The 13,951-nt window shown below is 64.5% G+C and carries 13 protein-coding genes; 9 read left to right on the forward strand and 4 right to left on the reverse strand.

Features of this window, described 5'->3' with window-relative positions:
• The first annotated feature begins 8 nt into the window (after nucleotides 1–8).
• The 3 genes from ntrX to hflX all read left to right on the forward strand — a co-directional run bounded on the left by ntrX (nucleotide 9) and on the right by hflX (nucleotide 3,266).
• Entirely contained in the window at nucleotides 9–1,379 is a 1,371-nt protein-coding gene (gene ntrX, locus BM222_RS23815; RefSeq protein ID WP_092232971.1) for a nitrogen assimilation response regulator NtrX, read from the forward strand.
• Between the two features lie 247 nt (nucleotides 1,380–1,626).
• On the forward strand, nucleotides 1,627–1,875 hold the full coding sequence (gene hfq, locus BM222_RS23820; protein ID WP_007591126.1) for an RNA chaperone Hfq: 249 nt from the start codon (nucleotides 1,627–1,629) through the stop codon (nucleotides 1,873–1,875).
• 11 nt (nucleotides 1,876–1,886) lie between these two features.
• Nucleotides 1,887–3,266: a GTPase HflX gene (gene hflX, locus BM222_RS23825; RefSeq protein ID WP_177243416.1), complete on the forward strand. Its 1,380-nt coding sequence runs from the start codon at nucleotides 1,887–1,889 to the stop codon at nucleotides 3,264–3,266.
• 121 nt (nucleotides 3,267–3,387) lie between these two features.
• On the opposite strand, the gene mazG is transcribed toward hflX, so the two are convergent.
• Complete coding sequence (mazG, locus tag BM222_RS23830) at nucleotides 3,388–4,242, reverse strand: nucleoside triphosphate pyrophosphohydrolase (RefSeq protein ID WP_092232977.1); 855 nt, start codon at nucleotides 4,240–4,242, stop codon at nucleotides 3,388–3,390.
• 126 nt (nucleotides 4,243–4,368) lie between these two features.
• Between mazG and queC the strand changes: the two genes are divergently transcribed.
• Entirely contained in the window at nucleotides 4,369–5,082 is a 714-nt protein-coding gene (gene queC, locus BM222_RS23835; protein ID WP_092232980.1) for a 7-cyano-7-deazaguanine synthase QueC, read from the forward strand.
• A gap of 724 nt (nucleotides 5,083–5,806) precedes the next feature.
• On the opposite strand, the gene BM222_RS23840 is transcribed toward queC, so the two are convergent.
• From BM222_RS23840 to nthA, 3 genes are read right to left on the reverse strand one after another with little or no spacing between them, the layout of a single operon-like run.
• The gene (locus tag BM222_RS23840; RefSeq protein WP_092232983.1) at nucleotides 5,807–6,187 is read right to left on the reverse strand and encodes a nitrile hydratase accessory protein; all 381 of its coding nucleotides are present in this window, start codon (nucleotides 6,185–6,187) and stop codon (nucleotides 5,807–5,809) included.
• Nucleotides 6,184–6,843, reverse strand: a complete 660-nt coding sequence (gene nthB, locus BM222_RS23845; RefSeq protein WP_092232986.1) for a nitrile hydratase subunit beta — start codon at nucleotides 6,841–6,843, stop codon at nucleotides 6,184–6,186. The genes BM222_RS23840 and nthB overlap by 4 nt, the downstream gene beginning before the upstream one ends.
• Nucleotides 6,840–7,472 (reverse strand): nitrile hydratase subunit alpha, encoded by a 633-nt coding sequence (nthA, locus tag BM222_RS23850; RefSeq protein ID WP_092232989.1) that lies wholly within the window; start codon nucleotides 7,470–7,472, stop codon nucleotides 6,840–6,842. The genes nthB and nthA overlap by 4 nt, the downstream gene beginning before the upstream one ends.
• Before the next feature lie 121 nt (nucleotides 7,473–7,593).
• Between nthA and BM222_RS23855 the strand changes: the two genes are divergently transcribed.
• From BM222_RS23855 to BM222_RS23875, 5 genes are all read left to right on the forward strand, one after another.
• Nucleotides 7,594–8,400 carry an enoyl-CoA hydratase/isomerase family protein gene (locus tag BM222_RS23855; RefSeq protein WP_092233089.1) on the forward strand — a complete coding sequence of 269 codons (807 nt, stop codon included), beginning with the start codon at nucleotides 7,594–7,596 and terminating at the stop codon, nucleotides 8,398–8,400.
• 301 nt (nucleotides 8,401–8,701) lie between these two features.
• Nucleotides 8,702–9,823 (forward strand): methionine ABC transporter ATP-binding protein, encoded by a 1,122-nt coding sequence (locus tag BM222_RS23860; protein WP_177243417.1) that lies wholly within the window; start codon nucleotides 8,702–8,704, stop codon nucleotides 9,821–9,823.
• Entirely contained in the window at nucleotides 9,813–10,478 is a 666-nt protein-coding gene (locus BM222_RS23865) for a methionine ABC transporter permease (RefSeq protein ID WP_092232992.1), read from the forward strand. The genes BM222_RS23860 and BM222_RS23865 overlap by 11 nt, the downstream gene beginning before the upstream one ends.
• Before the next feature lie 547 nt (nucleotides 10,479–11,025).
• Nucleotides 11,026–12,045, forward strand: a complete 1,020-nt coding sequence (locus BM222_RS23870) for a TRAP transporter substrate-binding protein (protein ID WP_092232996.1) — start codon at nucleotides 11,026–11,028, stop codon at nucleotides 12,043–12,045.
• Between the two features lie 15 nt (nucleotides 12,046–12,060).
• Nucleotides 12,061–13,950, forward strand: a complete 1,890-nt coding sequence (locus BM222_RS23875; RefSeq protein WP_092232999.1) for a TRAP transporter large permease — start codon at nucleotides 12,061–12,063, stop codon at nucleotides 13,948–13,950.
• Nucleotide 13,951 lies beyond the last annotated feature (1 nt).

The following is a 13,951-nucleotide window of genomic DNA, read 5'->3' on the forward strand; positions in this document are numbered from 1 at the left end:
CGCGACCCATGGCAAGTGAAATTCTGATTGTCGATGATGAGGCCGATATTCGGGATCTCGTCGCGGGCATTCTCGAAGACGAGGGTTTCGTCACAAGGACCGCGCGCGACAGCGACTCGGCACTCGCCGAGATCGCCAACCGCCGGCCGCACCTGGTGTTCCTCGACATCTGGCTGCAGGGCTCCAAGCTCGACGGCTTGCAGCTGCTGGAGCAGGTCAAGAAGGACAATGCCGACCTTCCGGTCGTCATGATCTCCGGCCACGGCAACATCGAAACCGCGGTCGCCGCGATCAAGCGCGGGGCCTATGATTTCATCGAGAAGCCGTTCAAGGCCGACCGCCTGATCCTGGTCGCCAACCGCGCGCTGGAGAACTCCCGGCTCAAGCGCGAGGTCAAGGAGCTGAAGCAGCTCGCGCCCAGCGCCAGCTCGCTCGTCGGCCGCTCGCCGAGCATGAACCAGCTGCGCCAGACCATCGAGCGCGCGGCGAAGGCCAACAGCCGCATCCTGATCGTCGGCCCCGCCGGCGCCGGCAAGGAATTGACCGCACGCACGCTGCATATGGCTTCGGGCCGCGCCGACGGTCCCTTCGTCGTCATCAACGCAGCGGCGATCACGCCGGAGCGGATGGAGCATGAACTGTTCGGCGTCGAGCAGTCCAACGGCGAACATCCGCGCAAGCCCGGCGCGCTCGAAGAGGCCCATGGCGGCACGCTGTTCATCGACGAGATCGCGGACATGCCGCGCGAGACCCAGAACAAGATTCTGCGCGTGCTGGTCGAGCAGTCCTTCCAGCGCGTCGGCGGCACCGCCAAGGTGCAGGTCGACGTGCGCATCATCTCGTCCACCGCGCGCAATCTCGAAGAGGAGATCGCGGCCGGTCATTTCCGCGAGGACCTCTATCACCGGCTCTCGGTGGTGCCGATTCGCGTGCCTGCACTCTCGGAGCGGCGCGAGGATATCCCCGAACTGATCGACTACTTCATGGAGCAGATCTCGGCCGGCAGCGGTTTGCCCCGGCGGCAGATCGGGCAGGACGCGATGGCGGTGCTGCAATCGCACGTCTGGCCCGGCAATGTGCGTCAGCTCCGCAACAACGTTGAGAGAGTCATGATTCTAGCCGCCGGCGGTCCGGAGGTGATCATCACCGCCGACATGCTGCCGCAGGATGTCGGCTCGATGGTGCCGGCAATGCCGACCAGCAACAATGGCGAGCACATCATGGGCCTGCCGCTGCGCGAGGCGCGCGAAGTCTTCGAGCGCGACTATTTGATTGCACAGATCAGCCGTTTCTCAGGAAATATTTCTCGTACGGCCGAGTTTGTTGGCATGGAACGTTCGGCGCTGCACCGAAAATTGAAGGCACTCGGCGTCGGCTAATGCCCGACGTCGCGCCAGGACCTTAGGGATACCAGAGGAAAAACAACTATTTCCGTAGTTTTTCGGAGAAGACGGACGTCGCCTGCCGCGTGAAGCGGCTTGCCTAATAAGCCGTCCTGTCCTCTAATCAATCGGCTGTTCCTCCGAGGGGGATCTCATGAGGAACGGCAACCGGAAGAAGGCCTAATTTTGAAAACAGGGGCCGCGACCGGCGCAATAAAAAGAAACTCAAAGCGAGAAAAAAACAATGGCGGCAGACCGCGCACAAAACCTTCAGGACACCTTCCTTAATCACGTTCGCAAAACCAAGACGCCACTGACGATCTTCCTGGTCAACGGAGTGAAGCTCCAGGGCATCGTGACCTGGTTCGACAATTTCTGTTTGCTGCTTCGGCGCGACGGTCATTCGCAGCTCGTCTACAAGCACGCGATCTCGACCATCATGCCGGGCGCTCCGATCCAGCTGTTCGAAGGCGGCGAGGACCAGCCGGCTTGAGAGTGATCTAATTGGACCCCCGGAGTTTCGACGGGGATGCCGACCGTTCGCGGCCGGCAGGGGCTAAGCAGACGGGGCGGGTGCTTGTCATCGGCCCCTATTTGCGCGCGCGCGCGGGAAGTGCCGACGCGCAATCGGAAAGTCATGTCCAACGTGACGCCGAGGCGCGGCTCGACGAAGCCGCCGGCCTCGCGCGTGCGATCGACCTCGTCATCGCCGATGCCATCATCGCGCCGATCAGCCAGATCCGGCCCGCGACCTATATCGGCAAGGGTAAGGTCGAGGAGATCGCCGCGCTCGCCAAGAGTCTCGACGTCGAGCTCGTGGTGATGGATTGCGCGCTTGCGCCGATCCAGCAACGCAATCTCGAGAAGGAATTGCATGCCAAGGTGCTCGACCGCACCGGGCTCATCCTGGAAATCTTCGGCCGCCGCGCCAAGACCAAGGAAGGCTCGCTCCAGGTCGAGCTCGCGCATCTGAATTACCAGCGCTCGCGCCTGGTGCGATCATGGACCCATCTGGAACGCCAGCGCGGCGGTTTCGGTTTCATGGGCGGTCCCGGCGAGACGCAGATCGAAGCCGACCGCCGCCTGATCCAGGAGCGCATCACCAAGCTCGAGGGCGAGCTGAAGAAGGTGCAGGCGACGCGCCGTCTGCATCGCGCCGGCCGCCAGCGCGTGCCGTATCGCGTCGTCGCGCTGGTCGGCTACACCAATGCCGGCAAGTCGACGCTGTTCAACCGCCTGACCCGCGCCGACGTGCAGGCCGCCGACATGTTGTTCGCCACGCTCGATCCGACGCTGCGCGCGCTGACACTGCCGCATGGCGGCAAGGCGATGCTGTCTGATACCGTCGGCTTCATCTCCAATTTGCCGACGCAGCTCGTCGCCGCCTTCCGCGCCACGCTGGAGGAGGTGCTGGAAGCCGATGTCATCCTGCATGTCCGCGACATCTCGCACGAGGACGCCGAGGCCCAGCAGGGCGACGTCGACGCCGTGCTGCGCCAGCTCGGCATCAACCCTGACGACTCCGGCCGCATCATCGAGGTCTGGAACAAGATCGACCGCTACGAGCCTGACAAGCGCGAGGAACTTCTGAACATCGCGGCACGCCGGCCCGAGGATCATCCGGCCATGCTGGTCTCTGCCGTGTCAGGCGAGGGGATCGATGCGCTGCTCGCCGCGATCGAGGAACGCCTCGCCGCCAAACGCACCACGCTCGATCTCTCGATCGATGCCGCCGACGGCGCCGGCATCTCCTGGCTGCACCGCAATTCCGAGGTGCTGGTGAAGGAGCTGCACGACGGCCGCTTCGACATGACCGTGCGCGTGGACGAGACCAAACGGGATATCGTGGTGAACAGGTTCGACGCGGTGCCACGCGTGGCTTGATCTATCAGTTTGGTCGTCCCGGCGAAGGCCGGGACCCATAACCTCAAAGCGTAGTTTGGCGAAGACTTGGAGTTATGTGTCGGCCGGTACGAAGAGGACGACCTCTGGACGACAGCTGAGTTTAGACCCGGTCAGCCTCGCGTCCCTCTGACGCCGGCTTCGTCTCGCCCTTCGCCGCATTCCAGAGCGCATCCATCTCCGCCAGCGAGGCCTGCTCGAGCGTGCGCCCCTGCGCTTCCAGCGCCCGCTCGATATAGGCAAAGCGCCGTTCGAATTTCGCATTCGTCGCGCGCAGCGCCGCTTCCGGATCGGCATCGACGTGGCGGGCGAGGTTGACCAGCGCGAACATCAGGTCGCCGGTCTCTTCCGCGATCTCCTGCTTGTCGTTGCGGTCGAGGGCGGCCTCGATCTCGTCGGCTTCCTCGCGGATCTTTTGCAGCACCGCGCGCGGATCGTTCCAGTCGAAGCCGACGGTGGAGGCCTTGCGCTGCAGCTCCATGGCGCGGGTCAGCGCGGGCTGACCGGCTTTCACGCCCGAGAGTAGCGATTTGTGCGGTGGCGTTGACTCCGGCGGCCGGCGTGCGGCGCGCTCGGCCTTCTCTTCGGCCTTGATGCGATCCCAGACTTCCTTGACGTGGGAGGAGGCGAGATTGCCGTCCTTGTCAGCGAAGACGTGCGGATGGCGCCGGATCATTTTTCGGGTGATGGCCTCGACGACGTCGCCGAACGCGAAAGCGTTCTGCTCGGAGGCCATCTGGGCGTGGAACACGACCTGCAAGAGGAGATCGCCGAGCTCCTCGCGGAGATCGTCGAGATCGCCGCGGTCGATGGCATCGACCACCTCATAGGCCTCCTCGATCGTATAGGGCGCGATCGTCGCAAAATCCTGCTCGAGATCCCAGGGGCAGCCGGTCACCGGCGTACGCAGTGCCGCCATGATCTCGATCAGGCGGGAAATGTCGCGGGAAGGGGTCATTGCAGGGCAGTCTCCTGGATCCAAAGCCTTATGCCAAAAGCGGGCCTCCGTTCCCAGCGGGACGGGCGGGAACGGGCCGATTTCCACCGATTGGCTGATATCTTCCGCAGTGCTAAAGCGCGGGCCATGAGCGACGCATTTGCTTCACAAACCGCACTGGTGCTGTTCTCCGGCGGCCAGGATTCCACCACCTGCCTCGCCTGGGCGCTCAGCCGCTTCGCGCGGGTGGAGACGCTGGGGTTCGAGTACGGGCAACGCCACGCGGTCGAGCTCGACTGCCGTGACCGGCTGTTCGAGGGCATCAAGGGTCTCCGCGCCGATTGGGCGGCCAAGCTCGGCGAGAGCCATACGCTGTCGATCCCGACGCTGGCGGCCGTCTCGGAGACGGCGCTGACGCGTGACGTCGCGATCGCGATGGGCGCCGACGGTCTGCCCAACACCTTTGTGCCTGGCCGCAACCTGGTGTTCCTGACCTTCGCCGCGGCACTGGCGTATCGACGCGGCATCACCCACATTGTCGGCGGCATGTGCGAGACCGACTATTCCGGCTATCCCGATTGCCGCGACGACACCATCCGCGCGATGCAATCAGCGCTCTCGCTCGGGATGGCGAGGTCCTTCGAGCTGCATACGCCACTGATGTGGATCGACAAGGCGGCGACGTGGAAGCTCGCGCACGATCTCGGCGGCGAGGGGCTGGTCGATCTGATCCGCGAGCAGTCGCACACCTGCTATCTCGGTGAACGCGGCGCGCAGCATGATTGGGGCTACGGGTGCGGCGAATGCCCGGCCTGCAGCCTGCGGGCGAAGGGCTGGCGGGAGTTTGTCGCGGGGCGGTGAGGCAAACTCCGTGTCGTCACCCGCGAAAGCGGGTGATCCAGTATTCCAGAGGCCGTCCTTGAGCCGAAAGGCCACGGCGTACTGAGTCGCCCGGTCAAGCCGGGCGACGACAGAGGAAAAAATCCGGCCTCTCTCCGCCGTCGTTGCGAGCGAAGCGAAGCGTCGCGAGCCAATGCAGATAATAGGTTTCGCCCGTATCGGGATCGCCGGGCGGCTGGCGGGAGTTTGTCGCGGGGCGGTGAGGCAAACTCAGTGTCGTCACCCGCGAAAGCGGGTGATCCAGTATTCCAGAGGCCGTCCTTGAGCCGAAAGGCCGCGGCGTACTGGGTCGCCCGGTCAAGCCGGGCGACGACAGCGGAAAAATCCGGCCTCTCTCCGCCGTCGTTGCGAGCGAAGCGAAGCGTCGCGAGCCAATGCAGATAATAGGTTTCGCCCGGATCGGGATCGCCGGCGGCTGGCGGGAGTTTGTCGGGGGGCGGTGAGGCAAACTCAGTGTCGTCACCCGCGAAAGCGGGTGATCCAGCATTCCAGAGGCCGTCCTTGAGCCGAAAGGCCGCGGCGTACTGGGTCGCCCGGTCAAGCCGGGCGACGACAGAGGAAAAAATCCGGCCTCTCTCCGCCGTCGTTGCGAGCGAAGCGACGCAATCCAGCGTCCTTCCGCAAGCGCAGTCTGGATTTGCTTCGTCGCAAGAGCTCCTCGCAATGACGGAGGAAACAGCACGCGCTACCCGAAATCCTCCGGCATAAGCTCAATCGGCTTGCCATGCGGGGTGCGATCGGCGGCGTGGTCCCAAGCATTGCGATAGCGATGCAGGGTGTCCATCGACGCGACGCCTTTGCGTGCCACGAGGCCTTCCAGCGTGGCAAGCCAGTGCAGATAGTAGGTCTCACCCGTATCAGGGTCACCGGCGGCTTGCGCGCGCTTGATCTCGTCGGCCAGCGCCGCGGCCCATTCCGGCCAGGTGAAGACGCCGCGGTCGTGCAGGCTCAAGGCCATTGCGAAGGCCTGCGCTTCCCATGGCGCGCGGAACACGGGGCCGTCGTCGTCACGCGGGATGCTCGGGATGGCCGCCGTTGCAGCAGCCGCAGCAATGCTGCGCGTCATACCGGGTCCAGATAGGGCTCGAACGCGTCGACCGAGACCTTCAGGGTCGGATCAGCGCCGGCACCCCAGAGATCGCGGCCCTCGAATACGACCGTGTAGAGCCATTGCGGATTCTCGCCGCGCTCCATCGCGGCCGTATCGGGAAATACATGGCAGCCATGGTTCAGCTCGACCACGCCGACATGCCCGCGCACATAGCGCGGCAGCCGCGTATGCGTGGTCGGATGAATGTTTTTCGCGCGGACACGGTCGCCGATGTCGAACTTGGCGGGGGCAGGGGCAGGGCGGGCGAACTTGCCGCGCACCATGACGCGCTCGACATTGGCGAGATCGAACTTGCCGTGCTTGAGCGCTTTGCCGGGCTGCATCGCACGGCCGGCGGCGACCTCCTCGCGGGTGAGGTAGCCCTTCTCGATCAGCATCTCTTCGAGGCCGAGGAACCACTTCTTGTAGTAGGAGCTCGAGAGATAGACATGCGGCGGCAGCGTCTCGCGATAGAAACGCGAGGTGTCGATGTTGAACGCGCCGGCTGCGCCCATCGCGCGCACCATCGCGAGCACGCGGGACTCCCACGCTTCATGAAACATCGGCTCGTTCGGCTCGGGCTCGACCTTGCCGAACCCGTCCATGCCGCCCATGTCGTGCACGCCGTTCACGATGGCGCTCCGGGCGTCCTGGGAAAGCCGGTCCCGATCATTGAATCGCGGGTGACGAGTTCGGCAAGCTGCTCCTCGCTCCAGCCTTCGGTGCCCGCGGGCCGCATCGGCAGCACCAGGAAGCGCGTCTCCGCGGTAGAATCCCACACCCGGATTTCCGTGTCCTTCGGCAGCGTGACGTCGAATTCGGCGAGCACGCCGCGTGGATCCTTCACCGCGCGCGAACGATAGGGTGACGCCTTGTACCAGACCGGCGGCAGACCCAGCATTTCCCAGGGGTAGCAGGAGCACAGCGTGCACACGACCATGTTGTGACGCTGCGGTGTGTTCTCGACCACGACGAGATGGTCGCCGACGCGGCTGACATGGCCGAGCGTGCCGATCGCCTTGCTGCCGTCCTCCAGCAGGGCCTTCTTGAAATCAGCATCCGTCCAGGCTTTTGCGACGACGCGGGCGCCGTTATGCGGACCGATCTTGGTTTCATAGGCCTGGATGATGGCGTCGAGCGCGGCTGGCTCGACATAGCCTTTTTCGGTCAAGATCGTTTCGAGCGCGCGCACGCGCAGCTCGGTTTCCGACAGTTCCGAATGATCGTGGTCGTGGTGATGATGGTCGTGATCGTGGCTCATGGCGAAAGATTAAGCGCATGGTCCTGTCCTGTCGAGCATTCGTTGCGGCGCGCAACTGGTCCCATGTTCCTGACGCCTGATGTGCGCTACGATGGAGCAAAAATCGGCTTCGGAGGCGCCCGTGAAAGAGTTCGTCAAGATCGAGAAAGGCCTCGGTCCCGAGGGGCGGATTGCCGTGGTGCGGTTCGATCGTCACGACGGCATCAACGCATTGTCGCCGGAGGCGCTGCGCCAGCTCACCGCGGCGGCACGCAGCTTCGAGGATGATGCGGCGACCTCCGTCGTGGTGCTGACCGGAAATTCGGGCGCGTTCAGCGCAGGCTTCGATTTGAAGGACCCCGAAGGGCGCTCACGCAAGGAGATGGATATCGGCACGCTGAGGCGGCATCTCCGGCTGGGCCCGCGCCTGACACACGCCTGGCACGAGATGGAGCAGATCACCATCGCGGCGATCGAAGGCTTTTGCATCGGCGGCGGCGTGGCGTTGGCGGTCGCGCTCGACTTCCGCGTCATGGGCCGCGATGCGCATCTGCGCGTGCCCGAGATCGGGCTCGGCATGAACATGAGCTGGCAGAGCATCCCGCGCATGCTGCATCTGATCGGACCGGCCCGCACCAAGCAGGCCGTGATCCTGGCCGATCAGCGCATCTCCGCCGACGAGGCCTATGAATGGGGCCTGGTCGAGCAGGTGGTCGATCCCGGTCATGCCTTCGATGCCGCCATGGAATTGGCCCGCAAGGTCGCCGCCCAGCCGCCGCTCTCGGTCGCCATGACCAAGCTGACGGTCAACCGGCTCGCGCATGCGCTGGACGATCTCGCCAGCCACATGGATGTCGATCAGTTCGCGCTGGCGAGCCTCAGCGAAGACCACAGAGAGGGCGTCGAAGCGTTCCTGACTCGGCGCAAAGCAAAGTTTAGAGGAAGGTAGCCAACGCATTCTCTGCCGCCTTCGCGCAGGAGAGGCGCTGTCTTCGTCCGGCCATTGGACCGCCAGCGGGCGGCAACGGCCCGAAGACTGCCCGTGGCAGAGGAATTTTCTTCCCAGGAGGCGGATTGGGAAAACTTCGCCCAGCTCCTCGCAAATATCCGAAATTGCAGAGACGGCCGGAAAGAGCGATATGTTGCAATGCAGCGTCGCAGGCGCCTGCCATTATTCCATCCTCTGTCGTTTGGAACGACCTTGACCTCGTGCGCCTGTCGGGCGGGCGAGCTAGATCTAGATATCGTGCATGAAAGCCGCTTCCATGAATGCGCAGCCATCGCTGGTGGTCGGAGACCCGATCGAAATCCTGGACGCCGCGGCTGAGCCGGCTGCGATGGTCCGTTTCGAGAACATTTCAAAAACCTATCCGGCCCACCGCGGCAAGCCCGGTGTCGTCGCGCTGCGAGGCATCGATTTGGCCATCGCGCGAGGCTCCATCACCGGCGTGATCGGCCGCTCCGGTGCCGGCAAGTCGAGCCTGGTCCGTCTCATCAACGGGCTTGAGAAGCCCACCGCCGGCCGCGTCGTCGTCGACGCCAGAGACATCTCCGCGCTCACGGGCCGCGACTTGCGGCTGGCGCAACGCTCGATCGGGATGATCTTCCAGCATTTCAACCTGCTGTCGTCGCGCACTGCCGCCGACAACATCGCGCTGCCGCTGGAGATCGCCGGCTGGTCCAAGGCCGACATCCGCGCCCGCGTGAGCGAGCTGCTTGCGCTGGTCGGCATCGCCGACAAGCACGATCGGTACCCCTCAGAACTCTCCGGCGGCCAGAAGCAGCGCGTCGGCATCGCCCGCGCGCTGGCGACGCGGCCGGATGTGCTGCTCTCGGACGAGGCGACCTCCGCGCTCGATCCGCAGACCACGCGTGCAATCCTTGACCTGCTTGCGAATATCAACCGCGAGCTCGGCGTGACCATCGTGCTGATCACCCACGAAATGTCCGTGGTGCGTCAGCTCGCCAAGGAAGTCGTCGTGCTCGATGCCGGTCACGTCGTCGAGCGCGGCCACGTCGCGGACATCTTCACCCATCCCAAGCATCCGATCACGCAGTCCTTCCTGGCCGAGGTCACGGGTGACAGCCTGCCGGTCTCGCTGGCCGGCCGGATCGTGCAGGAGCCTGGCGGGCAGGCCGTAATCCGCGTCCAGGTGCGCGGAGCAGGGGCCGGCGACACGCTGATCGCGCGGCTTGCCCGCGAACTCGGCCTCGACGTCTCGCTGCTGTCGGCCCGCATCGACGAGATCGGCGGCCGGCATGTCGGCGCGCTGGTGCTCGGCATTCCCGGGGGCGAGGGCGCCGCGGCGCGCACGCTGGCATGGCTCTCTCAATTTCAGATCTCGGCGGAGCGTCTCGGCTATGTCGCCTGAACTCATCAATCTGATCATCCAGGCCACCTTCGAAACCCTGTACATGGTCGGCATCGCGGCGCTGATCGGCACCGCGTTCGGCCTGCCGCTCGGCGTGTTCCTCGCCACCAGCCGGAAGGGCGAGCTGTTCGCGGCGCCCACCGTCAATCGCGTGCTGGGCATCGTCGTCAATGCGACGCGTTCGACGCCCTTCATCATCCTGGTCGTCGCCATCATTCCGTTCACCCGGATGGTCGCCGGCACGTCGATCGGATCGACGGCCGCCATCGTGCCATTGACCATCGCCTCCGCACCTTTCATCGCCCGTCTCGTCGAAGGTGCAATCCGCGAGGTCGACGGCGGCCTGATCGAGACCGCGTCCTCGTTTGGGGCCTCGCCGGTCCAGATCGTGCTCAAGGTGCTGATTCCCGAGGCGCTGCCCGGCCTGCTGCTGGCGCTGACGCTCGCGGTCGTCAGCCTGCTCGGCTATTCCGCCATGGTCGGCGCCGTTGGAGGCGGGGGCTTAGGCGATCTCGGCATCCGTTACGGCTATCAGCGCTTCATGCCTGAGATGATGCTGGCGGTGGTCGTCGTGCTGATCGCACTGGTGCAACTCGTGCAGAGTGCCGGCGATTATCTGGCGCGCCGGGTCAACCGCCGGCTACGTCACCGCTGATCCACCTGAGGCCGCCAGCCAGGCGCGCCGCAGCGTCTCCTGGGGCAGCACGCCCGGAGGGAGACCGATGCGGCGTTCCGGTCGGACCGCTTCTCCTAAATGGCCGATCCAGAAACTCGGCCTTCGCCACATCACCAACATGCATCGACGCGAACGCCGATGAGACCCGCGGAGCGGGGCATTGGGGAGCCACGGATCCCGTGGCTTCAAATCCAAATGGTCACATGCACAATTCGCATAAGGTATATTATGGAATATATTTATATCCAATTCGATCAATCATTTAGCTGGAATTGCTGCCACGGCGCTTTCGCTCAGGCGCGATATCCCGCTCCGGGCTCGCCGAACGCCTCGGCACTTGACGGCTACTGTGCATGGGGTTGTTTTTCAGATTTGGATCGGATCGACGCCTCCGAAAGCCGATATTGCCGCGACCTTGTCCGGCTGCAATAAGCGAGCTTCGCGAGATCGCAGATGACCTTCGAGCCTTCGGTCCGTATAGGTTTGCATCTCACAACAAGAACAAAATTTTTGAGGAAGCAGACCCATGAGTTTCTCCCGCCGCACGCTTCTGAAGGCCTCCGCCGCGACCGCCGTCTTTGGCGGCTTCAGCGCGCCCCATGTGGCCCGTGCCCAGGCTGCCGAGTTCTCGTACAAATACGCCAACAACCTGCCGGACAGCCATCCGCTCAACGTGCGCGCCAAGGAGATGGCCGCAGCCATCAAGAGCGAGACCAACGGCAAGTTCGACCTGCAGATCTTCCCGAACAACCAGCTTGGGTCCGACACCGACATGCTGAGCCAGATCCGCTCCGGCGGCGTCGAGTTCTTCACGCTGTCGGGCCTGATCCTGTCGACCCTGGTGCCGGCGGCCTCCATCAACGGCATCGGCTTCGCGTTTCCGGACTACGACACCGTTTGGAAGGCCATGGACGGCGATCTCGGCGGCCATGTCCGTGGCGAGATCAAGAAGGCTGGCCTCGAGGTGATGGACAGGATCTGGGACAACGGATTCCGGCAAACCACGTCGTCGACCAAGCCGATCACCGGTCCGGACGATTTCAAGGGCTTCAAGATCCGCGTGCCGGTGTCGCCGCTGTGGACCTCGATGTTCAAGGCGTTCGACGCCGCGCCCGCCTCGATCAATTTCGCCGAAGTCTATTCCGCCCTGCAGACCAAGATCGTCGAGGGCCAGGAAAACCCGCTGGCCATCATCTCGACCGCGAAGCTCTACGAGGTCCAGAAGTTCTGCTCACTGACCAATCACATGTGGGACGGCTTCTGGTTCCTGGCCAACCGCCGCGCCTGGGAAAAGCTGCCGGAGGACGTGCGCGCGGTCGTCGCCAAGAACATCAATGCCGCCGCGGTCAAGGAGCGCGAGGATACCGCCAAGCTGAACGCCGGTCTCCAGCAGGAGCTCGCAACCAAGGGCCTGACGTTCAACCAGCCCAGCATCGCGCCGTTCCGCGACAAGCTGCGGGCTGCAGGCTTCTATGCGGAGTGGAAGGGCAAATACGGCGAGCAGGCCTGGGACCTGCTGGAAAAGGCCGTCGGCAAGCTGTCGTAACGCATTGGGGCCGTCATGGCTCATATCGAAGTCGAGGCGAACGGAGTGGCGGGCGAGGCGACTGTTCAGTCCCCTCGCCGACCTTCGCTGCTGGCGTCGCTCGAACGCGTCCTCGGCCTTGCCGTTGAAATCCCCGCGGCGATCCTGGTGGTCGCCGAAATCGGGATCCTGTTTGCGGGCGTGGTCGCGCGTTACGGCTTGCACCGGCCGCTGATCTGGTCGGACGAGCTCGCCTCGATCCTGTTCCTGTGGCTCGCCATGCTGGGCGCAGCGGTGGCGTTCCGCCGTTCCGAGCACATGCGCATGACCGCGCTCGTCGGAAGCGCTGGCCCGGCCATGCGCGCTTATCTCGATCTGTTCGCGATCTGCGCGGCGCTGGCGTTCCTCGCGCTGATCGTGTGGCCGTCCTGGGACTATGCCTACGAGGAAAGCTACATCACCACGCCGGCACTTCAGATCTCGAACATCTGGCGCGCCGCCGCGCTGCCGGCCGGCATCTGCCTGATGGCGGTGTTCGCCTTGCTGCGGCTGCTGCGCGCGGCGGACTACCGGATGGTCGCGGCCGCCACGCTGTCCGTTGCCGTCGTGATCGGCCTGTTCTGGTTGGCGGAGCCGTCGTTGCGGCCCCTGGGCAATCTCAATCTCGTCATCTTCTTCGTCGGCGTTGCCGGCTTCTGCGTCTTTGCCGGCGTTCCCATTGCATTCGGCTTTGGCCTCGCAATCTTCGGCTATCTGGCGCTGACCACCCGCACGCCGGTCATGGTGCTGGTCGGACGGATGGACGAGGGCATGAGCCATCTCATCCTGCTGTCGGTGCCGCTCTTCGTGTTCCTGGGATTGCTGATCGAGATGACCGGCATGGCGCGGGCCATGGTGTCGTTCCTGGCGAGCCTGCTTGGCCATGTCCGTGGCGGCTTGCATTACGTGCTGGTCGGCGCGATGTATCTGGTCTCCGGCATATCAGGCGCCAAGGCTGCCGACATGGCCGCGGTCGCGCCCGTGCTGTTCCCCGAGATGAAGCAGCGCGGCGCCCGGCCCGGAGATCTCGTCGCGCTGCTTGCGGCCACGGGTGCCCAGACCGAGACCATTCCGCCGAGCCTCGTGCTGATCACGATCGGATCGGTCACCGGCGTCTCGATCGCGGCACTTTTCACTGGCGGACTCCTGCCCGGCGTCGTGCTCGCGATCACCCTCTGCACGCTGGTGTGGTGGCGCTATCGCGGCGAGGACATGAGCCACGTCCGACGCGCGACCGCGGCCGAGATCGGCAAGACCTTCGTCATCGCCCTGCCCGCGCTCGCGCTGCCGTTCGTGATCCGCTACGCCGTGGTCGAGGGCATCGCGACCGCTACCGAAGTCTCGACCATCGGCATCGTCTATGGCGCGCTGGTCGGTCTTCTCGTCTACCGCCGCTTCGACTGGCGGCGGCTGTTTCCAATGCTGGTCGAGACCGCGGCGCTGTCGGGTGCGATCCTGCTGATCATCGGCACCGCCACCGGCATGGCCTGGGGCCTGACGCAGTCGGGCTTCTCGCGCTCGCTGGCATCCGCCATGACCGGATTGCCGGGCGGAGCTGCGACCTTCATCGCCGTGTCCATCCTGGCTTTCACTGTGCTCGGCAGTGTGCTGGAAGGCATCCCCGCGATCGTGCTGTTCGGGCCACTGCTGTTTCCGATCGCACGCCTCGTCGGCGTGCACGAGGTGCACTACGCCATGATCATCATTCTGGCGATGGGTATCGGCCTATTCGCCCCGCCATTCGGCGTCGGCTATTATGCCGCCTGCGCCATCGGAAGGGTCGATCCAGCCGAGGGCATCAGACCGATCTGGGGTTATCTGCTGGCGCTGCTGGTGGGATTGATCATCGTCGCGGTCTTCCCCTGGATCTCGATCGGATTCCTGTAAC

Origin of the sequence: Bradyrhizobium sp. Gha (assembly GCF_900113735.1) — a bacterium.
In the GTDB taxonomy this organism is placed as follows: domain Bacteria; phylum Pseudomonadota; class Alphaproteobacteria; order Rhizobiales; family Xanthobacteraceae; genus Bradyrhizobium.